At 66.7% G+C, this 24344-nt stretch carries 24 protein-coding genes; 6 read left to right on the forward strand and 18 right to left on the reverse strand.

The features are described 5' to 3' along the window. Positions 1 to 20: 20 nt before the first annotated feature. The 4 genes from hemE to FA85_RS15585 all read right to left on the reverse strand — a co-directional run bounded on the left by hemE (position 21) and on the right by FA85_RS15585 (position 3018). The gene (hemE, locus tag FA85_RS15570; RefSeq protein WP_036115170.1) at positions 21 to 1094 is read right to left on the reverse strand and encodes a uroporphyrinogen decarboxylase; all 1074 of its coding nucleotides are present in this window, start codon (positions 1092 to 1094) and stop codon (positions 21 to 23) included. Then, the gene (locus tag FA85_RS15575; RefSeq protein ID WP_036115167.1) at positions 1084 to 1347 is read right to left on the reverse strand and encodes a WGR domain-containing protein; all 264 of its coding nucleotides are present in this window, start codon (positions 1345 to 1347) and stop codon (positions 1084 to 1086) included. Before FA85_RS15575 ends, hemE begins: the two co-directional genes overlap by 11 nt. A 67-nt stretch (positions 1348 to 1414) precedes the next feature. Then, on the reverse strand, positions 1415 to 2488 hold the full coding sequence (gene aroB / locus FA85_RS15580; RefSeq protein WP_156108791.1) for a 3-dehydroquinate synthase: 1074 nt from the start codon (positions 2486 to 2488) through the stop codon (positions 1415 to 1417). Then, positions 2488 to 3018, reverse strand: coding sequence for a shikimate kinase (locus FA85_RS15585; protein ID WP_036118184.1), 531 nt, complete (start codon positions 3016 to 3018; stop codon positions 2488 to 2490). Before FA85_RS15585 ends, aroB begins: the two co-directional genes overlap by 1 nt. Positions 3019 to 3025: 7 nt before the next feature. On the opposite strand from FA85_RS15585, the gene FA85_RS15590 reads away from it, so the two are divergent. Then, positions 3026 to 3868, forward strand: a complete 843-nt coding sequence (locus FA85_RS15590) for an NAD-dependent epimerase/dehydratase family protein (RefSeq protein WP_036115161.1) — start codon at positions 3026 to 3028, stop codon at positions 3866 to 3868. A 110-nt stretch (positions 3869 to 3978) separates the two neighbouring features. After that, positions 3979 to 4566 carry a pyridoxamine 5'-phosphate oxidase gene (pdxH, locus tag FA85_RS15595; RefSeq protein ID WP_036115160.1) on the forward strand — a complete coding sequence of 196 codons (588 nt, stop codon included), beginning with the start codon at positions 3979 to 3981 and terminating at the stop codon, positions 4564 to 4566. Between the two features lies 1 nt (position 4567). Here the strand turns inward: pdxH and FA85_RS15600 are convergent, their stop codons facing one another. The 9 genes from FA85_RS15600 to FA85_RS15640 all read right to left on the reverse strand — a co-directional run bounded on the left by FA85_RS15600 (position 4568) and on the right by FA85_RS15640 (position 13756). Further along, complete coding sequence (locus tag FA85_RS15600) at positions 4568 to 5221, reverse strand: response regulator (protein ID WP_081907558.1); 654 nt, start codon at positions 5219 to 5221, stop codon at positions 4568 to 4570. Further along, complete coding sequence (locus FA85_RS21050) at positions 5191 to 6756, reverse strand: sensor histidine kinase (RefSeq protein ID WP_156108790.1); 1566 nt, start codon at positions 6754 to 6756, stop codon at positions 5191 to 5193. The genes FA85_RS15600 and FA85_RS21050 overlap by 31 nt, the downstream gene beginning before the upstream one ends. An 81-nt stretch (positions 6757 to 6837) precedes the next feature. After that, positions 6838 to 7632 carry an ABC transporter substrate-binding protein gene (locus FA85_RS15610; protein WP_036115154.1) on the reverse strand — a complete coding sequence of 265 codons (795 nt, stop codon included), beginning with the start codon at positions 7630 to 7632 and terminating at the stop codon, positions 6838 to 6840. 88 nt (positions 7633 to 7720) lie between these two features. Further along, entirely contained in the window at positions 7721 to 8743 is a 1023-nt protein-coding gene (locus FA85_RS15615; RefSeq protein WP_036115151.1) for a 3',5'-cyclic-nucleotide phosphodiesterase, read from the reverse strand. Between the two features lie 17 nt (positions 8744 to 8760). Further along, positions 8761 to 9462: an arginyltransferase gene (locus FA85_RS22190; RefSeq protein ID WP_036115146.1), complete on the reverse strand. Its 702-nt coding sequence runs from the start codon at positions 9460 to 9462 to the stop codon at positions 8761 to 8763. A gap of 12 nt (positions 9463 to 9474) precedes the next feature. After that, positions 9475 to 11361, reverse strand: coding sequence for a PAS domain-containing sensor histidine kinase (locus FA85_RS15625; protein WP_036115144.1), 1887 nt, complete (start codon positions 11359 to 11361; stop codon positions 9475 to 9477). Then, positions 11354 to 12073, reverse strand: coding sequence for a biliverdin-producing heme oxygenase (locus tag FA85_RS21055; protein ID WP_051943892.1), 720 nt, complete (start codon positions 12071 to 12073; stop codon positions 11354 to 11356). The genes FA85_RS15625 and FA85_RS21055 overlap by 8 nt, the downstream gene beginning before the upstream one ends. After that, on the reverse strand, positions 12074 to 12466 hold the full coding sequence (locus FA85_RS15635; protein ID WP_036115141.1) for a putative signal transducing protein: 393 nt from the start codon (positions 12464 to 12466) through the stop codon (positions 12074 to 12076). A gap of 36 nt (positions 12467 to 12502) precedes the next feature. Continuing rightward, positions 12503 to 13756, reverse strand: a complete 1254-nt coding sequence (locus tag FA85_RS15640) for an alkaline phosphatase family protein (RefSeq protein WP_036115138.1) — start codon at positions 13754 to 13756, stop codon at positions 12503 to 12505. A 54-nt stretch (positions 13757 to 13810) separates the two neighbouring features. On the opposite strand from FA85_RS15640, the gene FA85_RS15645 reads away from it, so the two are divergent. Together FA85_RS15645 and hutU are read left to right on the forward strand one after the other, a co-directional pair. Next, the gene (locus tag FA85_RS15645) at positions 13811 to 14239 is read left to right on the forward strand and encodes a hypothetical protein (RefSeq protein WP_036115135.1); all 429 of its coding nucleotides are present in this window, start codon (positions 13811 to 13813) and stop codon (positions 14237 to 14239) included. A gap of 83 nt (positions 14240 to 14322) precedes the next feature. After that, positions 14323 to 15993, forward strand: a complete 1671-nt coding sequence (gene hutU, locus FA85_RS15650) for a urocanate hydratase (RefSeq protein ID WP_036115132.1) — start codon at positions 14323 to 14325, stop codon at positions 15991 to 15993. A gap of 118 nt (positions 15994 to 16111) precedes the next feature. Here hutU and msrA read toward each other — a convergent pair whose 3' ends face one another. Then, positions 16112 to 16786, reverse strand: a complete 675-nt coding sequence (gene msrA / locus FA85_RS15655) for a peptide-methionine (S)-S-oxide reductase MsrA (RefSeq protein ID WP_051943891.1) — start codon at positions 16784 to 16786, stop codon at positions 16112 to 16114. Between the two features lie 192 nt (positions 16787 to 16978). Here msrA and FA85_RS15660 point away from each other — a divergent pair, with 192 nt between their 5' ends. Then, complete coding sequence (locus tag FA85_RS15660) at positions 16979 to 18226, forward strand: HD-GYP domain-containing protein (RefSeq protein ID WP_036115129.1); 1248 nt, start codon at positions 16979 to 16981, stop codon at positions 18224 to 18226. Next, positions 18223 to 19473 (forward strand): putative bifunctional diguanylate cyclase/phosphodiesterase, encoded by a 1251-nt coding sequence (locus tag FA85_RS15665; protein WP_036115125.1) that lies wholly within the window; start codon positions 18223 to 18225, stop codon positions 19471 to 19473. Before FA85_RS15660 ends, FA85_RS15665 begins: the two co-directional genes overlap by 4 nt. Before the next feature lie 57 nt (positions 19474 to 19530). On the opposite strand, the gene coaE is transcribed toward FA85_RS15665, so the two are convergent. The 4 genes from coaE to pilB all read right to left on the reverse strand — a co-directional run bounded on the left by coaE (position 19531) and on the right by pilB (position 24217). Continuing rightward, the gene (gene coaE / locus FA85_RS15670; protein ID WP_036115122.1) at positions 19531 to 20133 is read right to left on the reverse strand and encodes a dephospho-CoA kinase; all 603 of its coding nucleotides are present in this window, start codon (positions 20131 to 20133) and stop codon (positions 19531 to 19533) included. Beyond that, positions 20130 to 20999: a prepilin peptidase gene (locus FA85_RS15675; protein WP_036115119.1), complete on the reverse strand. Its 870-nt coding sequence runs from the start codon at positions 20997 to 20999 to the stop codon at positions 20130 to 20132. Before FA85_RS15675 ends, coaE begins: the two co-directional genes overlap by 4 nt. 80 nt (positions 21000 to 21079) lie before the next feature. After that, entirely contained in the window at positions 21080 to 22345 is a 1266-nt protein-coding gene (locus tag FA85_RS15680) for a type II secretion system F family protein (protein WP_036115117.1), read from the reverse strand. Between the two features lie 144 nt (positions 22346 to 22489). Beyond that, the gene (gene pilB / locus FA85_RS15685; RefSeq protein ID WP_036115112.1) at positions 22490 to 24217 is read right to left on the reverse strand and encodes a type IV-A pilus assembly ATPase PilB; all 1728 of its coding nucleotides are present in this window, start codon (positions 24215 to 24217) and stop codon (positions 22490 to 22492) included. Positions 24218 to 24344 lie beyond the last annotated feature (127 nt).

Below are 24344 nucleotides of genomic sequence, written 5' to 3' on the forward strand. Positions count from 1 at the left end.
CTACAGGGGTAGAGGGGGCCTCAGGGCCCCCGGATCGCCCGGCCGTGGGCGTGCACGGTATCGACGAGAACCTTTACGTTCTCCGGATTCACTTCCGGGGTGATGCCGTGGCCGAGGTTGAACACGTGGCCTGGATGGTTGCCGAACGAATCCAGCACCGCGCGGGCCTCACGCGCCACGATCTCGGGTGACGCGCGCAGGACGGCGGGGTCGAGATTGCCCTGCAGGGCGACCCGGTCGCCCACACGACGGCGCGCCTCGCCGATGTCGATGGTCCAGTCCACACCCAGGCCGTCGCAGCCGGTGTCGGCCAGCGCTTCGAGCTGACCGTGCGCACCTTTCGAAAACAGGATGACCGGCAGGTCGCGGCTGACCGGGTCGGCCTTGAGCGCGTCCACGACCCGGGCCATGTAGCGCAGCGAGAACTCGCGGAACGGCGCGGGACCGAGCAGCCCGCCCCAGGTATCGAAAATCATGAGGGCTTGCGCCCCGGCGTGGGCCTGAGCGACCAGGTAGGCCGCGACCGAACGCGCGATAGTGTCGAGCAAGCGGTGGGCCAGCGCGGGATCGTTCCAGGCCAGCGCCTTGACCTGCGCGAAGTCCTTCGAGCCCTGACCCTCGACCATGTAGCAGGCGAGCGTCCACGGACTGCCGGAGAAGCCGATCAGCGGCACCCGTCCGTCGAGCTCCTTGCGGATGAGGCGCACCGCGTCCATGACGTAGCGCAGCTCGCCATCCATATCGGGCACGACCAGCTTGTCGATCGCGGCGGCGTCGCGGACGGGGCGCGCGAAGCGCGGGCCCTCGCCCGCTTCGAAGGACAGGCCGAGGCCCATCGCATCGGGAATGGTCAGGATGTCCGAAAACAGGATCGCGGCATCCAGCTCGAAACGCTCGAGCGGCTGCAACGTGACTTCGCAGGCGAATTCAGGATTCGTCGCCAGGCCCATGAAGCTGCCAGCCCGCGCGCGGGTGGCGCGGTATTCCGGCAGGTAACGGCCGGCCTGGCGCATGACCCAGATGGGGGTGGTGTCGACGGGTTCGCGACGAAGCGCGCGGAGAAAACGGTCGTTACGCAGGACGTCAGCGGCCATGCGCCGACTCCTGACCTTGGCTGAACATCACTTTGAAGCCTTTCTTCAGTTGCGCGTCTCGCGCTTTTTCGAATGCCGCCAGCGCGCTGTCGCGTTCGATGTGTACCTCGCGCTTGAGCGAGGCCTTGCCGCCTTGCACGCCGCTTTCGCGGTACAGGGTCCAGCCGCCGAACAGGTCCTGTTCGAGCGTGATCTGAACGTAGCGGGGTGCTTCGGTCCCCGCTTCGGGCATGGTTTGCATGTAGATCCGCATCGAGCGATCCGGGCTGGCGCAGGGCCGATCATTGTAGGCGCTCCCCCGGAAGGGCGCACCCTGTGCGTCAAATGAGCACGCCGAGGACGTCGTCCTCGGCCACGCCGGCGACGATCTCCGCCCGGCCGATACCTCGCCACAGGATCAGTCGCAGCGTTCCGGCCGTGTTCTTCTTGTCCAGCCGCATCAGTTCCAGAAGCCGGCTGGCGGCATGCTTGCCCGAGGGTTCCGTGGGCAGGTCCAGTCGCCGCAGCAGGGAGACCAGACGCTGCGTATCCGTCGCCGGGGCCATGCCCAGCCGTTCGGAGAGTTTCGCCGCCAGCACCATGCCGATGGCGACGCCTTCGCCGTGCAGGATCTCGCTGTAATTGCCCGCGGTTTCCAGCGCGTGCCCGAAGGTGTGGCCGAGATTGAGCAACGCGCGCTCGCCTTGCTCGGTTTCGTCCCGCGCCACCACGCCCGCCTTGTAGCGGCACTTGCGGGCGATCGCCTCGATAAGGGGGCCGGTTTCGCGTCCGCTCAGCGCATCGGCGTGATCTTCCAGCCAGGCAAAGAAGTCCGGATCGCCGATGGCCGCGCCTTTGACGATCTCGGCCAGCCCCGCGCGAAACTCGCGCTGCGGTAACGTATCGAGCACATAGGTATCGGCCACCACGGCCCGCGGCTGGTGGAAGGCCCCGGCCAGGTTCTTGCCCGCGGGCAGGTTCACGCCCGTCTTGCCACCGACCGACGAGTCGACCATCGCCAGCAGGGTGGTCGGGATCTGCACGAAGTCGATGCCGCGCATCCAGCAGGCGGCGGCGAAACCGGCAAGATCGCCGACGACGCCGCCACCCAGCGCGATCACGCAGGCGTCGCGTGTGGCGCCGAGTTCACCGAGCGCTTCGAGCACCTTGCCGACGTTGGCGAAGGTCTTGTGCGTCTCGCCGTCCTCGAGCAGGTACGACGACCAGCGCAGACCATCCAGCCCCTGGGCCAGCGCGTCGAGATAGAGCGGCGCGACGGTCGTATTGCTGACCACCAGCACGTGGCGGCCGCGGATCGCCGTGCGCCAGCGTGCGTTGTCGGCCAGCAGGCCGGGACCGATCCAGACGGGGTAGCTGCGACCGGCAAGGTCGACGTCGACGGTTGCGATGTCCATCAGGGGCGTTTCCAGTGACGGTCGAGGAGGGCGACGGCGCGGGGCACCGCGGCGTCCACGTGTTCGTGGCGACCGTGGAAGATCAGGTCGGCGATCTCTTCGTAGAGGTGGTTGCGATGTCCGGCCAGCGCTTCGAGTTTGCCGCGCCGGTCGATGCCCGCGATCATCGGCCGTGCCCGGTCGTGCCGCAGACGGTCGAACTGTTCGTCGACGTCGACTGACAACAGCAGCACGGTGCCGCGCTCCGCCAGCGCCGCGCGATTGCCCTCGTCGAGCACGGCGCCCGCGCCCGTCGCGAGCACGATGCCGTCGGCGCGACTAAACTCGTCCAGATGCGCGGATTCAAGCGCGCGAAACGCCGCCTCACCTTCGCTCTCGAAGAGGCTGGCAATCGTCACGCCGAGGCGGGCCTCGATCTCCACGTCGAGATCGACGAACGGCAGGCCATAGTGCGCCGCGAGGCGTTGTCCGATCGTGGTCTTGCCGGCGCCCGTGGGGCCGACCAGAAACAGGTTGGGCGAGGGATTCATCGCATCCATGCTAGCAACAAGCCATCCCCAGAGGTATGAAACCGTGCTGGTCGCGGGCGCGGGTGACGTCGGCACGCGTCTTGCCCGGCGTCTCGTCGAGGCGGGGCATCGCGTCTTCGCCCTGCGCCGGAGCGAACAGCCGGACAGCGACGGCATCCGCTGGCTGCGTGGCGATCTCACGCGCCCCGACACCCTGAAGGCCCTTCCTCACGCTGATGCCGTGGTCTACGCGCCCACGCCCGGCGCGCGGGACGAAGAGGCTTACCGCGCCATCTTCCCCGACGGTCTGCGTCATCTGGTCGATGCGTTGCCTGCGCCGCCGCGTCGAACCGTATTCGTCTCGTCGACGGCTGTTTACGGTGAGCATGGCGGCGACTGGGTCGATGAAACGACCGTGCCCGCGCCGATGGGATTCAACGGGCGCGTGTTGCTCGAAGCGGAGCGGTGGCTCGCGTCGCGCGATATCGGTGGTGTCAGCGTGCGTCTGGCGGGCTTATACGGACCGGGGAGGACGCAGTTGCTCGACCGGCTACGTGAGGGGAAGGTCGTGGTGCCGAGAGGGCGCGGGATCTACGCCAACCGGATTCATGTCGACGATGCCGCGGCCGCGCTGGCGCTGGTGCTTTCGCTGGAGCAGCCCGCGCCGGTGTACGTGGGGGTGGACGACACACCCCTGCCGATCGACGTGTTGTATGACCATCTGGCGGGATTGCTCGGCGTGGCGTTGCCGGGCGAGGGGCCGGGGCCGGCGGGCGTGGGGAACAAGCGCTTGTCGAATGCGTTGTTGCGGGATGCGGGGTTCCGGTGTCGCTGGAGGGATGCGCGGGATGGATATGCGGCGTTGATCTGAGAGGCGTATCGCCGACGGCGCTGGCTCCCGCGGGCGCGCTCCCGCGGGTCGGGTGGGCGCGACGAAACGTCCGGGGACGCCTCGACCGGGCGTGCTAGCATCCGGACATTATGCTGACTTCCGACATTCTCGATACTTTCCGCGGCCTGCTCGACGAGGCGAAAGCCAGCGGCGACCGCGAGCCGACGGCGATGAATCTCGCCACGTCCGACGCCAGTGGCCGGGTGCACTCGCGCATCGTGCTGCTCAAGGGCATCGATGAGCACGGCCTGCGTTTTCACACCAACCGCGAAAGCGCGAAGGGCCGGGAGATCGCCGAGCATCCGCAGGTCGCGCTGTGCTTTCACTGGAAACAGATCCGCGAGGGTGTGCAGGTGCGTTTCGAAGGCCGCGTGCAACGGCTCGACGACGCGGAATCGGATGCTTATTTTGCCAGCCGTCCGCGTGGCAGCCAGATCGGTGCATGGGCGTCGAAGCAGAGCCAGACGCTTCCGGACCGCCAGACCTTCGAGGAGCGCGTCGCGCATTTCGAGCAGGAGTTTGCCGGGCGTGACGTTCCGCGCCCGCCGCACTGGGGTGGCTACCTGATGAAGCCCGACCGCGTGGAATTCTGGTACGGCGCCACCTTCCGTCTACACGAGCGCATCGTGCACGACCAAGACGATTCGCGGTGGTCCACGCGCATGTTGTACCCCTGAGTTACAGCAGCAAACCCAGGTCTTCGGCGCGACGCACGAGTTCCACCGTGCTGTGTACGCCGAGGATCTGCATGATCATGTATTTGTGCGCCTCGACCGTTCGTGCCGACAAGCCCAGCTGTTCGGCTATCTGCCGCGAGCGCAGGCCGGTTCCGACCAGACGCAGCACCTCGCGCTGTTTGGGCGTGAGCTCGCGCAACTCGTTCGGTGGCCGGCTGGTGGAATGGACGCCGAGCGACGGCGTGACATACGTGCTTCCCGCGAGCACTTCGCGCAGTGCCAGCAGCAGTTCTTCGCCCGCGGCCATCTTCAGCACATAGCCGTTGGCGCCAGCCTTCATCGCCATCGCGGCGAGCGCCGGTTCGGCATGCATGGTGAGGAAGACGAACGGCGTATTGTCGCCGCGTGCGCGCAGCGCCTTGAGCACTTCAAGCCCGTTGCCGCGTGGCATGTTCACGTCGGACAGCACGAGGTCGGGCGCCTCGCGGGCGATCGCTTCCATCAGCGTGCCACCGTCCTCGACCAGGGCGACCAGGTCGTAGGTGTCCTCCAGCAGGCGCTCGATACCTTGGGCGACCATGCGATGGTCGTCCGCGAAGACGATGCGCGGTGGTCCATCGTGATTCAAGGGTGATGCAACGGTATGCGTATGCATAGTTCGACTCCTTTACCTGGTGCACTGCGGAGGTCGAAGCTGCCACCCAGCAGCTTCGCCCTTTCACTCATGCTGATGAGACCGATGCCGGAGCGGTGAAACCGAAGTTCGTCCGGGTCGAATCCCTGGCCGTCGTCCGCGATCCTCAATACCGCCTGCCTGTCCGAAACCGCCACCGCGATGTCGACACGGGAGGCCTCGGCATGACGCAGGGCATTTCGTAAGGCTTCCTGGGCGACCCGATAGAAACACAGAGCGACCTCGCCGGGTAACGCGGCAACCTCAGGCGGTACCGACAAGTTTACATCGGGTTCGCTGGCGTGCCGCGGCGAGGCGCACAACGCCTGCAGCGCTTCGCGCAGTCCGGCATGGCTCAGCCAGCCCGGATGAAGCTGGTGCGACATCAGCCGGAGGTCCTCCGACAGCTCGATGACCTGGTTCTGCAGGGTGTCCACGTCGGTCGAGGCGGGTGGCGGAAGGCGGCGCCGCAAGGCACTCAGGCCGATGGATGTTGCAGCAAGTCGTTGATTGATATCGTCATGAATGTCGCGCGCCAGACGCGCGCGCTCCTGCTCCTGGGTGGCGATCAGGTGGCCGGCCAGCTCGCGCATGTCGATCCGCGCGAGGTCCAGGGCACGCTGGCTGGCGTGGCGTTGTTCCACGATGGCGCTGACGACCAGGGCGCAGAACGTGGCGCCGAGCGTCCACAGCTGCACGCCGAGGGTCGTGCTCTGCAGGCTGTCCGAGACGAAGGGGCCGTGCCGGTCGACGCTCAGATGGGCGGCCATCACCACGATGACGAACATCGCCGCCGCGCTGCCGGCCATCTGGGCACGCAGGCAGGCGGCCGTGAGGATCGGTGCCGGGGCAAGGCACAAGAGCGGCAGCAGGCCGGGCCGGTCGCCGAACGCGTACCAGACCGCGCCAAGCAGGGCGATGGACGCGGCCATTCCCAGCAGAAAGACCACTGACAGCGGGCCCGAGTGACGGACGGCGGCGTCGGAACTGCGCACGCTGATCCAGGCCGGCACGTACAACACGTAGCCCAGCGAATGGGCCAGCGCGACGTTGAGCCAGTCGCTGAGGATGACGCCGGGGAAGACGGTGTACGGGGCGACCAGTCCGATCAGCGTCGCCGACCCGGCCGGCAGGGCGACGATGGCGATCGCGCCGAAGGCCGTCAGCTTGCCGAAGTCCTGCAGCAGCGGCGCGTCGCCCCGCACCTGCAGCAGCAGCCACGCCGCGGGAGGGACGAGGGCCATGGCCGCGACCAGGACCATGCAGGTATCGAGCACGGGCAGGCGGAACAGGCCGACGCAGGCGCCGATCAGACCGGCCAGCGCGGATGCCGTCAGCCACGGCCAGCGACACGGCGGCGAGGCGAGCAGGGCGCCGAGCAGCACGGCGCCCGGGAACCAGACGATGTGCGTGCCGCCCTGCTGACTCCACAGCGCGGCCGACAGCAGCTGCGCGGCCGCCGTGCCGACGAGGACGCCGCTGCACCACTGGGCGGTGCTGCCCGTCGCGCGTTTCATGCGCTGCGGCACAGGCCCTCCCGACACGTCCGCGGGACCGGACCCGGCGCGCCGCGGTCATACCAGTCTGGCGCGCGCGTGTCAGACATGCCGGGCGCTCCAGCCGTGAATGATCCGGCGCAGCTCGGCCAGGCCGTCGGTCAGTGCCGCCGGACCCGGCTGCAGGATCAGCGGCGATTTCACCTCGTGGAGTTCGCCGTCGCGGATTGCCGGGACGCCCTCCCACCCCGCGCGTGCGGCGACGTGCTCGGGGCGGAAGCGCTTGCCGCACCACGAGCCGATGATGATCTCGGGCGCCGTCGAGACGATCTCCTGCGCGTCGCCGATGATCCGGTCCTTCGCCAGCGGCTGGGCCGCGCGATGCGGAAGCACGTCGTCCCCACCGGCCAGCGTCACCAGTTCGGAGACCCAGCGAATGCCCGAAATGTAAGGCTCGTCCCACTCCTCGAAATACACCCGTGGCCGTCGCGCCAGACGCGCGGAGGCTTCCCGCGTGGCGTCGAGGCCGCGCTCGAGCTCATCGGCGAGCGCGTTCGCGCGGGTGGCCGCACCGACGAGCGCGCCGAGGCGGCGGATGTAATCGAGGATGCCTTCCACGCTGCGGTGGTTGGAAATCCAGACCTCGACGCCGGCCTTGATTAGCGCCTGGGCGATGTCCGCCTGAATATCGGAAAAGCCGATGGCGAGGTCGGGTTTCAGCGCCAGGATCCGGTCGACCTTCGCGCTGGTGAAGGCGCTGACCTTCGGTTTGTCGCGGCGCGCTTCCGGCGGGCGCACGGTAAAACCGCTGATCCCGACGATACGGTCCTGCTCACCGAGACGGTAAAGCGTTTCGGTGGGTTCCTCGGTGAGGCAGACGATGCGGCGCGGGCCCATGGCGGTTCCGGTGCGGGACAGACCCCGATTGTCGTCGCTCGTGGAGCCGGGAGCCAACGCGGGGCTTTTCACAGATCGGCAGCCTGCGTCAAAGCTTTACCCGGTCGCCCTGGCCGATAACGACATAACGGACACCGGTGGTGTCGCCTTCGGACAGCTCGCGGGCGATCAGGGCGCGCGGGTCGCGCCCCGGTTCCAGGCTGGGCTTGATGTGGTCGACGATGACGGGAAGCCCGTGCAGGGCAAGGGGGTCACCCGCCTGCGTGGCCAGGGCCGCCAGCTCACGGTGAAGCCATGCGGGCGTCATGTGTCCGAACAGCTGTGCGTCGGGTACATCGCCGGGCGACGATACCTCGATCTGCAGGCCCTTCAGCCGATGGGCGCGCACCAGTGGCGCCAGCACCTGCCAGATGTCGGCAAGCCGATGCTGCCCTTTCGAAAGCGCGTCCGGGCCGGTATCGCCGAAATACGCGTAATACGCGTCCCCGTGGCGCAGCAGGATCATCGACGACACGGCGCTGTCGTGCCACAGCGGATAGATGGCCGCCTGCATCGAGGTACCGGCGACCTCGAACCAGCGACCGGGCGGTTCGGCGGTGAGCGTATACCGGCCGAGGGCGGGTGCCTTGCCGGTGTTGGCCAGGTTGGGCCAGGCGTCCCAGTTGAAGTAATCGGCGCTGAGGCGTTCGGTGGTCGAGGCGAGCCCGTACAGCGGCTTGCTGCCGCGATCGTCGGGCGATGCGATGACGAGGCCGGCGATATGGTCCAGATGCGCGTGGCTGATGAAATAGCCCGCGATGCCGTTGCGCAACACGCTGCCGGCCGCCGCGAGATCGCTGCCATGGGCCTCCGGCAGCGCGCCGTGCGCCAGGGCGACCTGGATACCCGAGACCAGCGTTCCGGCGTCGAGACCGAGGTACCTGTCGTCACCGGTGGCCTTGAGCAGGTACGCCGAGAGGTTGTCGGTGCGGATGCCGCCTTCGACGCCGAGCGCGACCAGCTCGAACGAGGGCGCGACGTCGGTGGGAGAAGGAGGCGATGCCGTGGCTGCGTCGGCTAAGGCGAAGGCGAGGGCGAACCACGCCGCGCGGATCAGGGGCAGGGATGTCATGCACGCATGATCGCCGCTCAGGGCGTCTCGATCCAGCGCCCATGCTTGCGGATTTCCAGCGGATGGAAGCGCCGCTTGTAATCCATCTTGGGATGCCCGGCGATCCAGAACCCGAGGTACACGTACGGAATGCCGCGGCGCTTTGCGAGCGCGACCTGCTGCAGGATGCCGAAGGTGCCCAGGCTTCGCGCCGATTCATCCGGATCGAAAAACGTATAGACGGCCGAGACACCGGCCAGCGCGATGTCGGTCACCGCGACGCCGAGCAGACGTTCGCCCTGGCGCATTTCCAGAAACACGGTCGGGCTCCAGGGCGCGGCGAGAAAGCGCTGGAAATCCTCCGCATCCGCCGTGTCCATGCCGCCGCCAGGGTGTCGCGCGCGAAGATAGCGCTCGTAGAGTTCGTGGCGTTCGCTGGTGAAGCCCGGCAGCGTCTCGGTCACGCTGATATCGGCGTTACGCGAGGCGCAACGGCGCTGGGTGCGGTCCGGCGTGAACCGATCGGCGTCGATGCGGCAGGGCACGCAGGCCTGGCAGGCGGCGCACTGCGGCAGGTAAAGGTGCCCGCCGGCGCGGCGAAAGCCCTTGGCCAGCGCGGGCCCGTAAAGCTTGTCCAGATGCGGCGCGCCGGGATCGACCACCAGGTTCTGTGCCGTCCGCTCGGCGAAATAACCGCAGGAATGCGGCAATGTCTGAAACAGGCGGACTCGATCGGTCATGGACCGATCTTATTACGCCCGGTGGTGGACGGACATCCAGTGCGTGATGGTGCCGGTGGCATCGGTGACCGGTTCGAGTTCCAGGCGGCCCTGCAGCACGCCGCCGTCGGCCTTGCGCAGGGCGACATCGATGCGCGCGGCTTCGGCGGCGTCCAGCGTACCCGCGCGACGGGCGAACATGGCGTCATCGCCCACCAGAATGCTGCCGATATGCAGGCCCGCCAGGCTCTCGACGCGATGCCCGGTGGCGCGGACGAAGGCGTCGTTGACGAAGACGATCTGGCACTGGCGCCAGTCGGCATGGCTCGCGTCGGTGATGACGATGGCGTCGGGCAGGCGGGAGAGCGACGCGCGCATCAGCGCGAAGCTCTGCTGGTAATGCTTGCGCTCCATCATCTCGATCAGCACGCGCAGGCCGCGGGCGGAGTCGAGGTGCTGGCGCGACCACGGCCGCGAGCGACCGCGCACCGTTTCCTGCCACGACGAAAAACTCTGCCGCGGCGACAGGCGCGCGCCGGGGATGACCTCGAGCTTGGCCAGTGAGGGGTTGCCTGCCCAGCGCACGTTGCGCACCTGCTCCGCGCGCGTCCAGACCACCGCGTTATGCGAGTCGGCCTGCAGCGGCATGAAGATCACGCCCGCCGCGAGGCCGGCGAATTCGGGTCCGGCCAGCTCGGGATAGTGCCTGCCGACCTCGTCGGTATTGAGCACGCCGGTGATGCTGTCGGCCATCATCGGCGTATCCGACGTGCCGACGACATCGCGGATTCGCAGTAGCGCGGCTTCGTCGGGCAGATGGCCATGGCGGATGACGCGGTTGCCGGCGAAGATCGCCACGCCATCGGCGTCGACCACCTCGAGCAATTCCGGTGCGAGCGTGGCCAGCAGTTCGGGATCGATGCGATCGCTTTCGTTGAACGCGGTGATCAGCTTTTCGCGGACCGTGAGCAGGGTGCTCTCGACCTCGATCTTGTCCATCTCCTCGATCGCGGCGACGCGCGTGGCGAACGCGCGCGCGACGGAATCGGCCACCTGACGCATGCGGTGGTCGCAGAAGAACGGACTGTAGTGATGGCAGGCGATCAGGCCCCAGAGGCGGCCGTTCGCGATGATCGAGGCAACCAGTGTGGCGGTGACGCCCATGTTGCCGAGGTATTCCAGATGCACCGGCGACACGCTGCGCAGTGAGACATCGCTGAGGTCGGTGGCTTCGGACGTCTGCGGATCGTAGGGCGGGAGAATGCGCGAAGGGATGTACTTGCAGTCGCTGATCTGGCGGACCCGGTTGCGCAGGTACAGCGCGCGCGCCTGCACCGGAATGTCGGTGGCGGGATAGTGCAGGCCCAGATAGGGCTCCAGCTCGTCCTTGCGCGACTCCGCGACGACTTCGCCGTGCCAGTCGTGATCGAAGCGGTAGACCATGACGCGGTCGTAGCCGAGCAGGCCACGGATGGTGCGCGCGACACGCGTCGCCGCGCGCTGCACGTTGCCGTCGATTTCCAGCTTGTGCGTGAGGTCGTAGGCGACGCGGAGCGGATCGTCGTCGAAATAGTCTTCGCGCGGCTCGATCTCGATCATCCAGCGCGTGTCATAGGCATGCACGGTGGCATACCAGCCCGACTTGTCCACGTCGTGCGGGAACACCACGGGGACCCAGGAGCTGTGCGCCGGCCGCTCATCGTCGATGAACAGGTCGTCGGGGAGACCGATCACTTCGTGGAGCGGCGCGTCCAGCACGGCGTCGAGGTCGACACCCAGCACGTCGGCCGCGTTTTCGCTGATCTGCAGGATCGTCCGCGTCGCCGCGTCGGCCACGATCAATACCCCATGGGGCTGGATCGAGCCGGGGATGTGGATCGGCTCGCGGTCGCAGGCGTTGAGGTCGGGCAGGTCAGACATGCGCGGCAGGCTCCATCAGGGTCTGTCGAAAGCGGGCGAACATGCGTCGCGCACCGTCAACGGCGGCGCGACGCGAGGCGTCGTCATGCAGCTGGGTGTCGAGGATGTGCTGGAAACGGCGCCAGGCCGAGGGGGCTTCCTCGCCGATGGCGTAGAACCGGTGGTCGCGGTCCGGGTAGAGTTCGCGCAGGCGGCGGACGATCAGGCGACCGCCGAGGGCGGAGCCTTCGATGACGTAGAGTTCGCCCCAGCAGGTCGCGGAGTCGCGGGTCGAATCGCCGGAAGGGCTGGCTCCTACAGGGGCAGAGGCAGGAGCGTCGCGAGCGGGGCTCGCTCCTACAGGGGCAGGGGCAGGGGCAGGAACATCGCGAGCGGGGCTCGCTCCTACAGGGGGGGCGCGACCTTCGACAGGGCGGCTCGTGTAGGAGCGAGCCCCGCTCGCGACAGCCAGATCGCCCCGCAGCAACGACGCCCGCGACACATAGCTCCAACCCGCCCGAGGCACGACGTCAGCCAGCCACCTCGCGCGCTCCGCCTCCCACTCCTCGAACAACCCCAGCTGCGCACGCAGCAGCGTCTCATACCCCGCCACGTCCAGCTCACCGTCCATCAGCCGACGCATGCCGCCCGAGGCTTCGGTGTCCTCGTGCGCTTCGCGGGTTTCCTCGCGCAGCAGGAGATGGGCGGGGCGCGGCGCCACGATGTCGTCCACTCAGAGGACCTGGGTGGCCTTGAGGAACACCACCAGCATCACCCCGGCGACGATGGTCAGCACCATCAGGCGCACGCGGGACGCGGTGCGCTGCGCGACCGGACGGCGGTCCGGCGTGCGGTGCAGCTGGAGTTCCTCCTGGAAACGCACGACCGGTTCGATGCCGATGTCCTTCAGCAAGGCGCGGGCCTGCGGAAAATCGTCGGCGCTCTTTACCCACACCTGCGGCCAGGTATCGCGGTCGGACTGGCGCTGCGAATAGCTGAAGCGCTGGTAGGTCGGGCGATTCCAGGTCGAACGGTTGGTGACGGTCGTCTCGATCGCGTGCTCGGCGAGCAACGCGACGATCCGGTCGATGTTTTCGGGGCGGGGGGAGGTATAGATCTGGCGCATGGCCCGATTCTACGGGATTGCCGCCCCGTCCGCCGTTCAGTGAGCCGGTGTCGCCAGCACGCCCTCGACATCCTTCAGGTGCCCGTCGTTCGGCAGCGGTTCGATGCCGATCAGGTGGGCGAGCAGCGGGTAGACGTCGACGTTAGGGAACGGCGCGATGGTGACGCCATGGCCGATCGACGGACCGTGGGCGACGAACAGCGCGCGCATGGTCGGGTCGAGATTGTCGTAACCGTGCTCGCCGCGCGACATCGGCCCGTTCCGCTTCGCCAGCTGCTCGTGGCTGGTGATCGCCCAGCCGGTGTCGGCGAGGCACAGCAGCGCCGGTACGCGGCGGTGGGTGCCGTAGTTCAGCCGCGCCGGCAGGTCTTCCTTCCGATAGCAATGCATGTGCTCGTGCGGACCGAGCAGCCGCGCCACGGCGGCGGACGAGTCACGATCCGGCTTCGGGTTGAAGGTGGCCATGACACCGAACGACACCGCGTCGAGCGCGTCGAGGTCGGTCTCCTGGTCGGCGAAGACGATGTTGCCCCTTGGCACGTCGGCCATGCCGTGGTCGGACAGCACGATCAGGTTCATCCGGTCGTAGAGCCCGCGCTGGCGCAGCTGGGCGATCAGGTAGCCGAGCGCATCATCCACTTCGCGCAGTGCGGCGTTCACCTCGGGGGAATCCGGCCCGAACTCATGGCCCGCGTGATCGACCGCGTCGAAGTACAGCGTGTCGAACACCGGCTTCGGACCCGCCTCGTCGATCCATGAGAGCAGCTTGTCGACGCGGGCGCGTGAGGTCAGCGAATCGTCGAACGGAATCCAGTGGTCCGGGCGCACGCCGTGAATCGCGGCCTCGGTACCTGGCCAGAACATCGTCGCCGTATGCAGACCCTGTTTCTGCGCCGTCACCCAGATCGGTTCGGCATCGGCCCACCAGCGGCCGTCGCTCGTCGCCGCGCGGTTGGCCAGGCTGAAGCTGCCCAGCGCCGGATCGCTCATCGTGTTGTTGACGATGCCGTGGTGGTCCGGCACGCGTCCCGTCACCAGCGTGTAGTGGTTGGGGAAGGTCAGGGACGGAAACGACGGCAGCATGTAAGGCGCACGGGCGCCGTCTTTCGCCATGGCGATTAGGTTCGGGGTCAGTCCCCGGTCGAGATAGTCGGGGCGGAAGGCGTCGATCGAAACCAGCAGAACGGGGGGATGGGCGGGAGCGGTAACCGGACGCGTGGCGCAAGCGGTGACGGCCAGCGTGGCGATCAGCGTGAAGATCGCGGCGAGGCGGGAAAACGTGACGTTCATGACGGAAAACGTAGGCTCTGAGCTAATCAATACCCACCATCATGGCGGACTCTCATGACCAATTCATCACGCAACATCTTGCTGTCGGTGCTGTTCGTCGCCGTGCCCGCGCTTGCGGTCGCGCAAACCCCGCCCGCCAAGCCCGCCCGGCCCGCCGCGGCCGCTCCGGCTGCGACACCGCGTCCCCGCGCGGTGGTGTCCACGCCGTCGCAGACGGCGCAGTTTCAGCGTCAGGTCGATCGTCAGCAGCTGCAGAACGCGCAGAACCAGAGCAACGTGCGCCAGCAGCTGCAGCAGAACAACACGGCGATCCAGCGGACCAATACGACCGACCCGGCCATGCGCAACCAGCTGGACAACGCACAGCGCAGCCAGCAGCAACTGAACCGCGCGCAGCAGGATTCGGCCGCGCGCCAGTACGAGACCACGCCCTCCAACCGCGGCGCCGTCGCCCCGTCGCGACCGTCCACCAGCGGCCAGTAATCGCCGCCTTTGCTGCGCCGCCGCTGGCGGGTGGCGGCGCGGCGCGGCCATAATCCGGAATTCCCGAGCTCCGGAGCATCCCGATGACGGCTGTCACGCGCATCGACACCACCCGTACCGTCCGCGCTCCTCGCGGCACCGAACTGACCTGCCGCAGCTGGCTGACGGAAGCGCCGTTCCGCATGCTGCAGAACAATCTCGATCCCGAGGTGGCGGAAAACCCGGCGGAACTGGTGGTCTACGGCGGTATCGGTCGTGCCGCGCGTAACTGGGAATGCTTCGACGCCATCCTGCGCAGCCTGCGCGAACTTCGCGACGACGAAACCCTGCTGATTCAGTCCGGTAAGCCGGTCGGCGTGTTTCCGTCGCACCCCGACGCGCCGCGCGTGCTGCTTGCCAATTCCAATCTGGTGCCGGCGTGGGCCGACTGGGAGCACTTCAACGAGCTCGACCGCAAGGGCCTCATGATGTACGGCCAGATGACCGCCGGCTCATGGATCTACATCGGCTCGCAGGGCATCGTGCAGGGCACCTACGAGACGTTCGTCGAGATGGGGCGTCAGCATTACGGCGGATCGCTGGCCGGTCGCTGGATTCTGACGGCGGGCCTCGGCGGCATGGGCGGCGCGCAGCCGCTCGCCGCCTCGCTGGCCGGCGCCTCGTCGCTGACCATCGAATGCCAGCAGAGCCGCATCGATTTCCGCCTGAAGACGCGCTACGTGGACGAGCAGGCCAGCGACCTGGACGACGCGCTCGCGCGGCTGGATCGCTACGCGAAGGAAGGCCGCGCCGTGTCCGTGGCGTTGCTAGGCAACGCGGCCGACGTGTTGCCGGAGCTCGTGCGCCGGGGCGTCCGTCCCGATGCCGTCACCGACCAGACCAGCGCCCACGACCCCGTCAACGGCTACCTGCCGTCCGGCTGGACCGTCGAGGAATGGTTCGAGCGCCGCAAGGCCGATCCGACTGGCACCGCCCATGCCGCCAAGGCCTCCATGCGCCGTCATGTCGAGGCCATGCTCGCCTTCCATCGGCAGGGTGTGCCGACCTTCGACTACGGCAACAATATCCGTCAGATGGCCAAGGACGAGGGGCTGAGCGAGGCGTTCGCGTTCCCCGGCTTCGTGCCCGCCTTCGTGCGACCGCTGTTCTGTCGCGGCGTCGGGCCGTTCCGCTGGGTCGCGCTGTCAGGCGATCCGGAAGACATCTACAAGACCGACGCCAAGGTGAAGGAGCTGATTCCCGACGATCCGCATCTGCACCGCTGGCTGGACATGGCGCGCGAGCGGATCAGCTTCCAGGGCCTGCCGGCGCGTATCTGCTGGGTGGGTCTGGGGCAGCGGCACCGGCTGGCGCTCGCCTTCAACGAGATGGTGCGCAACGGCGAACTGAAGGCGCCCATCGTGATCGGCCGCGACCATCTCGATTCCGGCTCGGTCGCCAGCCCGAACCGGGAAACCGAAGCCATGCGCGACGGCAGCGACGCGGTCAGCGACTGGCCGTTGCTCAACGCGATGCTCAACGTGGCCGGCGGAGCGACCTGGGTCAGCCTGCACCACGGCGGCGGTGTCGGCATGGGTTACAGCCAGCACAGCGGCGTGGTGATCGTGGCCGACGGCAGCGAGGCGGCGGACAAGCGGCTGGCCCGCGTGCTGTGGAACGACCCCGGCACCGGCGTGATGCGGCACGCCGATGCGGGCTACGAGGATGCCGTGGCCTGCGCAAGGGAGCAGGGCCTGAACCTGCCCATGATCTGACCCATGTAGGAGCGCGCCTGCGCGCGACCCGGATATCGCGCTCCGCGACCGGGATATGGCCCTGCGCGCGACCCGGCTATCGCGCGCAAGGCGCGCTCCTACAGGAGGTTGGGGGTTCTCAGCGGCCGTTGGCCCAGCCGGCCACGTACCGCTCCGGATAAATGCGCTGCAGGGCCAGCACCTTCGGCCGATCGTTGATCGCGATGTACATCGCGTCCGGATTCAGACGCATGTAGTCCTGGTGCTCGTCCTCCGCGAGGTAGAAACCCTTAAACGGCGTTACCTCCGTCACGATCTTCGACGAAAACGCGTGCGCCGCGGTCAGCTGGGCGATATATGCCTCCGCCACCTTCTTCTGCTCCGGCGTCGCATAGAAAATCGCCGACCGGTACTGCGTGCCGGAGTCGGGCCCCTGCCGGTTCAGCAGCGTCGGATCCTGCGCCACCGAGAAGAACACCTGCAGCAACTGCCCGTACGACACCTGTGCCGGATCGTAAACGACCTTTACCGATTCGGCGTGTCCGGTATCGCCGTCGCTGACATCGTCGTAATTGGCATGGGCGGCGTCACCACCCGAGTAGCCGGTGCGGACGCTTTTCACGCCGCGGACGTGCTGGAACACGCCCTCAACGCCCCAGAAGCACCCGCCGGCGAACACGGCGGTGGCGTCGCCAGCGGCCGGTGCGGCATCGACGGTGGGGGCGGGCAGGCGGACACCCTCGTCGCGCGCCGAAGCGGCCGAGCACGCGGTGAGGGCGAGGAGCAGAGCGGGGATCAGGGAAAGGCGCGGCATGAGTTTCTCCCGGTCGACATGACCTGATACACCAGACCGGTGTACCCGGGAAAACCTCACACGGCGTGAAGGCCACCTTCACAACTCTGTACCTACAGAATCGGGATGCAGGGCCGATAAGCCATCGACACGCGCAACACGCTAGAGTCGTGCGCGTATTCGGCCAGCGTGGCTAAAGGAGCGAGGGGAAACGTGGCGTACGATTTAGTGGAGCGACGTGTCTTCGTGTCCGACCTGGAGGTCGGCATGTATGTCAGTCGCCTGGACTGTGACTGGTCCGACACGCCCTTTCCGTTGCAGGGCCTGCCCATCGAGTCCCGTGAGGACATCGAGTCGCTCAGTCGTTTCTGCAAATACGTCTTCGTGGACATGCACCGTCAGGTCGTCCCCGACAGCCGGTTCACCCCGCAGCGCATCGCGCCGAAGGCCGTTGCCACCCCCGCACCGCGTGCTGCGGCGAGCCTGCGTCTGGTCAGTCGACACGCGTATACCGACACGGCCTCGTTCGACGATGAGATGCCGCGCGCCAGAGAGGCGTTCGACACCGTCGCCGAGTTCGCCACGCGCATGGTCGACGACTTGCGGCATGGTCGGCCGGTCGAGCCGCAGGCTGTCGAGAACGCGGTGCGCCCCATGGTCGAGAGTGTGCTGCGCAGCGGTGACGCGTTCTTCTGGATCGAAAGCCTGCGGCGGCGCGATGGCTATACCTATCAGCACGCGATCGGCTGCAGCACGCTCGCCGCGGCGTTCGGGCGGCACATGGGCTTCGAAAGCGACGCCATCGTCAGTCTCGCCGCCGGCGGCCTGCTGATGGATGTCGGCAAGTCGCAGCTGCCTGAGGAACTGCTTAGTCGCGACGGACCGCTGAACGACGATGAATGGGGCCTCGCACGTCAGCACGTCAATGAAGGCGTCGCCATCCTCGATCACTCCGGTGTCGTCGACAACGAAGTGCGCGACATGGTGCTCACCCACCACGAACGTTACGACGGTACCGGCTATCCCTCGGGACTGGCCGGCACCGCCATTCCGCTCGCCGGGCGTATGGCCGCGATCATCGACACCTACCACGCGATGTCGACGCCGCGTCCGTACCGTTCGGCCGTGTCACAGCACGTCGCCTTACGCGAGCTGTACGCCGGCCGCGACCGCGAATTCCAGGGCGAGCTGGTCGAACAGTTCCAGGCCTGCCTGGGCGTCTACCCCACGGGCACGCTGGTCGAACTCAACACCGGTGAGGTGGCCATCGTGATGGTGCAGAACCAGTCGCGCCGCCTGCAGCCGCGCGTCGCGATTCTCTCCCGGCCCGACAAGAGCGCGCTCGACGATTTCCTGATCGTCGATCTCATGCGCCAGGTGGATCTGGTGCGCCGTGAGATTCTCCGCACCTTGCCAGCCGGTTCGCACGGTATCGATCCGCGCGAGTACTTCGTCGCATGAGCGAGCGGGCTTACATCCTGCCGGCGGTCCAGTCGATTCTCGACCGGTCGTCGCCGGATGCCGGTCCGTGCGCCGTTCTGATCGTGCGTCTGCAAGGTATGCGCGAGGCGCAACTGCGTTTCGGTTATGACTTCGGTAGCGACATCATGCTCGCCTCGCGCGAACGCATCGTCGATGCCTTGCGCCATGTCGACACCGTCTTCGTGGCGGGAGACGACACGTTCGTGGTGGTTCTTCCGATGGTGCGTAACCGCACGCACGCGTTGCTTGCGGCGACCCGCATCGTCGGCGCGTTCGATGGCCCGCTGATGCAGGGTGAGCGTCCCTGGCACGGTCGCGCCGTCGTCGGTGTGGCCATCCATCCCGAGCATGGTGTGACCGCCGACTGGTTGTACCGCCGCGCGGAGCTCGCTCACGACGAAGCCCTGCGTATCGGCGAGGCCTTCGCCATCTACAAGCCCGACGTGACACCGGTAGAAATCCTTTACGGCGAGTTACGCGAGGACATCGAAGCCAACCGCCTGCAGGTCGCCTTCCAGCCGCTGCACGATCTGCGCTCGGGTGAAATGAACCGCGTGGAGTCGCTGGCGCGCTGGACCACCGCCGCCAACATCATCGTCCCGCCCAGCGACTTCATCCCCTTTGCCGAGCGCAGCGACCTCATCGTGCCGCTGACCCGCTGGAGCATCAACGCCTCGCTGCGTCATGCGGCGGCCCTGCATCGGGGCGGCTGTGCGCTCGACGTGGCGATCAACCTGTCGCCGCGTGTGTTCGTCGAGCAGGGCTTCGCCGAACAGGTGCTGGGCGCCATCGATATCTGGGGCGTGCCGCCCCAGTCCGTGATCGTGGAAATTACCGAGACGGCGCTGCTCACCGATCTGGACATGAGCGTGCGGGTCCTGCGTCGCCTGCGCGACTGCGGTGTACGCGTCGCCATCGATGACTTCGGCACGGGGTACGCGTCGTTCGCCTACCTGCGTCACTTCCCGGCGACCGAGCTGAAGATCGACCGCAGCTTCGTCGATGCCATGACCGGCGACAGCCGCACCGAACTGCTGGTACAGGCGATGATCGACGTCGCCCACCGCCTGGGGCTGGAAGCGATCGCCGAGGGCGTCGAGGACGAGGCCACGCTGCGTCGCCTCGTCGAGATGGACTGCGATCTGGTGCAGGGCTATCACATCGGCCGGCCCACCCCGGCGGAGTCGTTCGTCAGCGAAAGGCTGACCGCCGCATCAATGGTGTAGCAGCGCGCCTGCGCGCGACAAGGTTTCGCGAGGTCGTTTCGCGCGCGGGGCGCGCTCCTACAACGACAGGGTGCGGTAGCGGCGGTCGAGCACCTCAACCTGCGCATCCAGGGTTGCTTCGTCGCCATCGTTGACCAGCACATCATCCGCGATCGCCAGCCGGTCTCCCCGGCTCGCCTGCGCGGCGATCATCTTCCGAGCCAGCGCCTCGTCGATGCCATCCCGGCGTACCAGCCGGTCGATCCGCACCGCCTCCGGCGCATCCACTACAAGCACCCGGTCGACCCACGCGTAATGGCGGTGGTTCTCCACGAGCAGCGGAATGGACAAGATGCAGTAGGCGCCCGTATCGGCTGCGACAGCCTCCCGCAACCAGTCACGAATGCGCGGATGGAGGATGCCCTCCAGTGTCGTCCGTGCCGACGGATCGTCGAACACGCGCCGGCGCATGGCCGCGCGATCCAGGCCGCCCTCGTCGTTCAGCGCCCCGGGCCCGAACACGCGCGCTACCTCGGCAAGCGCCTCGGACCCCGGCTCAACCACGGCGCGCGACGCCGCATCCGCGTCGTAGGCGTGCACACCGCGCGCTTCGAAGCGGCGCTCCACCGCGCTCTTGCCCGATGCGATCCCGCCGGTAAGCGCGACGACGAAGCCGCTCATCGAATGCCGCTGACCTGCATGTAGAGGGCGAGCAGGCGATCGCCCACCAGAAACCAGACCCAGCCCGCCGCGGCGAGATAGGGCCCGAAAGGAATCGGCACCTCGCGTCCGTGGCGACGAAACAGAATCAGCGCACCGCCGACGATGGCACCGATCAGCGACGACAGCATGACGATCGGCAGCAGCGCGACCGGGCCCATCCAGGCGCCCAGCGCAGCGAGCAGCTTGAAGTCGCCGTGGCCCATGCCTTCCTTCCCGGTCAGCAGCTTGAACAGCCAGTAGACGCTCCAGAGGCTGAGGTAGCCGAGCAGGGCGGCGAGGATGGCGGAGGTCGGGGCGATCGGCAGGGGTTGCCAGGAGGGGATCAGACACAGGCCGAGACCGATCCACAGCAGTGGATAGTTGAGCTCGTCCGGCAAGAGCTGCGTGCGCGCATCGATGCCGGACAGCGCGATCAGGAAATACGTCAGCACCAGCCCGGCGAGGGCGCCCGGTGTCGGCCCGAAACGCCAGACCACCGCGGCACTGGCCAGACCCGCCAGCAGTTCCACCAGCGGGTACTGGATCGAGATCGGCTCGTGGCAATAGCGGCAGCGGCCGCGCAGCATGAGCCAGCCGAACAGCGGGATGTTGTCCCGGGCGGCCAGCGGATGCTTGCACTTCGGGCAGTGCGACGACTCTTTCACCACGCCGGGTGGCAGCGCCTCGTCCACGGCGTCCAGTTCGAGGACTTCACGCGCCTGCTTGCGCCATTCCGCCTGCATGCGCGCAGGGACGCGGAGGATCACGACGTTGAGGAAGCTGCCGAACAGCAGGCCGAAGACACCGGCGAGGCCGATCCAGAGAGCGAGGGGCAAGTCGGGCATGGAAGATCCGTGGTCAAGAAAAAACCCTCCGCCCGCGAGGGCGAAGGGTTCCTATTGTGCATGGCTCGGCGGGTGTTCGGTCAGACAGTGCCGGCGAGCTTGAAGATGGGCAGGTAGAGCGAGATGACCATGCCGCCGACGAGGACGCCGAGAATGACCATGATGAAGGGCTCGAGCAGGCTGCTCAGCGTGTCAACCGCGGTGTTCACCTCTTCCTCGTAGAACTCGGCCACCTTGAACAGCATCGAGTCCAGCGAGCCGGATTCTTCGCCGATCGCGGTCATCTGCACCACCATATTGGGGAACAGGTTGACCTGGCGCATCGAGAGCTGGAGCTGATGACCGACGGCGATGTCGTCGCGCATCTGCTTGACCGCCTCGCCGTAAACGACGCTACCGGTGGCGCCTGCGACGGCGTCGAGGGCTTCGACCAGGGGTACGCCCGCGTGGAACGTGACGCCGAGCGTACGTGAGAAGCGGGCGATGGCCGACTTATGGAGGAGGTCGCCGATGACAGGGATCTTCAGCGACAAGCGGTCCAAGAAATGGGCAAATTTTTCCGAGCGGTTCTTGGCGAAGATGATGGCCGCGATTGATCCCACGATCATGCCAATGACCAGCCACCAGTACGACTGCATGAACTGCGAGGCGCTTACGACGAACTGCGTGGGTGCAGGCAGTTCGGCCTTTGCCTCGGCAAAGGTCTGCTGGAACACCGGCACCACGAACAGCAGCAGGATCATTGAGACGAGCAGGGCGACCACAAGCACCATGATCGGATAGAAGAGGGCCTTCTTGATCTTCTTCTTGATGCCCTCCATCCGCTCCTTATAGGTCGCCACGGTGTCGAGCACCGTATCGAGCACACCGGCAGACTCACCGGCGTGGACCAGATTGCGATAGAGCTCGTCGAACTGAACCGGGTACCGGCCAAGCGCTTCGTGCAACGCGGCACCACCCTCGATGTCGGTCTTGACGTCGATCAGCATGTTCTTGAAACGGACATTCTTCTGGCCGTTGGCGATGATGTCGAAGGCCTGGACCATCGGCACGCCCGAGGCCATCATCGTGGCGATCTGGCGGCTGAAGATGGCGACGTCCTGTGGCTTTACCTTCTTGCCCGAAGAGCCAAACAGAGGCTTGGAGCGCTCGCGCACGGTCTGCGGATTCATCCCCTGACGACGCAGTTCCGCCTTCACGAGTGAGGCGTTCTTCGCCTGCATCTCGCCCTTCATGCGCTTACCGCGCTTGTCGAGCGCGGTCCAGTCGTACATGACGAGCGTGCTTACAGCGGCGCGCGCGGCACCTGCGGCGCGCATGTTCTTGCTGGCGGTGGCGATAGCCATGACGCGGTGTTCCCCCCGGGTTGATACATCAGGTGGCCGCCGCCTGGCGGCAGGCCCCTGTTCTTATTCTAGTGTGAACGTAACGCCAGGTGGCTTTCTGCCATCCAGCGCACATCTTCACACGTCTCGTCCCCTGACGAGACGTCAGTCCTTGGTGACGCGGTTGATCTCGGCCAGACTGGTGACGCCGTTGCGGACCTTCAACAAGGCGGATGCCCGCAGATCGTTGATGCCGGCTTTTTTGGCCACCTCGGCGATCTGCATGGCGTTGCCGCCCTCGAGAACGATCTTCTGGATGTCCTCGACCATCGGCATGACCTGATAGATACCTACGCGGCCCTTATAGCCCTCGTTACAGCTGTCGCAGCCGACGGCCTCGTACACGGTGATGCCGGCGTCGATTTCTTCCTGGGTAAAACCCTCGGCAAGCAATGCGGCCGGTGGCAGGCTGATTTCCCTCTTGCAGTCGTGCAGCCGGCGGGCCAGGCGCTGGGCGATGATCAGGGTGACCGACGAAATGATGTTGTACGGGGCGATGCCCATGTTCATCAGGCGCGCGATGGTCTGCGGCGCGTCGTTCGTATGCAGGGTCGACAGGACCATGTGACCGGTCTGCGCGGCCTTGACCGCGATTTCCGCGGTTTCCAGATCGCGGATTTCGCCGACCATGATCACGTCCGGATCCTGGCGCAGGAAGGAGCGGAGAGCGGCCGCGAAGGTCATGCCGCGCTTGACGTTCTGTTGGACCTGATTGATGCCCTCGACGCGGATTTCGACCGGGTCTTCCACCGTGGAGATGTTGCGCCCCTCGGTGTTGAGGATGTTCAGGGCCGTATAGAGCGATACCGTCTTACCGGAACCCGTCGGGCCGGTCACCAGGACCATGCCGTAGGGCTTTTCGATGGCGTCGAGGTAGAGATTCTTCTGGACCTCCTCATAGCCGAGCTTGTCGATGCCGAGCTTGGCCGATGAGCCATCGAGGATACGCAGCACGATCTTCTCGCCGAACAGGGTCGGCAGGGTGCTGACGCGGAAGTCGATGGCGCGGGTCTTGGTCAGGTTGAGCTTGATACGGCCGTCCTGCGGGACGCGACGCTCGGCGATGTCCAGGCCGCTCATGACCTTCAGGCGCGAAGCGATGCGGTTGCCCAGCTTGATCGGCGCGGTGGCGACCACACGCAGGATACCGTCCATGCGCAGGCGTACGCGGTAGACCGTTTCGAACGGTTCGAAGTGAATATCCGACGCTCCGCGTTTGATCGCGTCGACCAGGACCTTGTTGACGAACTTGACGATCGGGGCATCGTCGTTGGCGTTGGCGTCAATGCCGGTGGTGACATCGCCGTCCTCGTCAGCCCCCTCGAGCGCCAGGTCGTCGAGGTCGCCCTCACCGAAGGCCGGCACCGAGTTGTTCATCGCCGACAGGGCACTGTCGATCACCCGGCGCAGCTGCGCCCGGTCGACCAGTACCGGCTCAACCATGTGGTTCGAGTGGAACTTGATTTCGTCCAGCGCATGCGACTGCATGGGATCGGCGATGCCGACGAACAGGCGCTTGCCGCGCTTGAACAGCGGAAGCGCCTGGTGCTTGGAGATGAGCGCTTCCGTCACGAGGTCCAGGGGCATATTGCCCGGGACCATCGCGCTTATGTCCATCAGCGGCATACCGAACTCGGACGACGCCACCTGGGACAGCTTGGCGCTGTCCACCAGGTTGTGGTCCACCAGCCATGCGGACAGGGACGAGCGCTTTTCGGCGGCGTCCTGGACAGCCTTACGAACGTCGGCCTCGGCCATGACGCCCTCGGTGACGAGGCGCCGGGCCATGCCCGTAAGACCCGCCAGCATGGGCGAATGCATTTGTGAAGCCATGTTGGGTCCCGTTTCCCCGAGATACGCGCCTGAATCTACTCTAGATTGTGGGTTTGGTCACGTCTCATAACGTGAAACTGCCGGTTGGTTTCGGTGTGAAGAGCAAATCCGGTAGGATGCCTCGCTC

Source organism: Luteibacter mycovicinus, assembly GCF_000745235.1.
Classification (GTDB): domain Bacteria; phylum Pseudomonadota; class Gammaproteobacteria; order Xanthomonadales; family Rhodanobacteraceae; genus Luteibacter; species Luteibacter mycovicinus.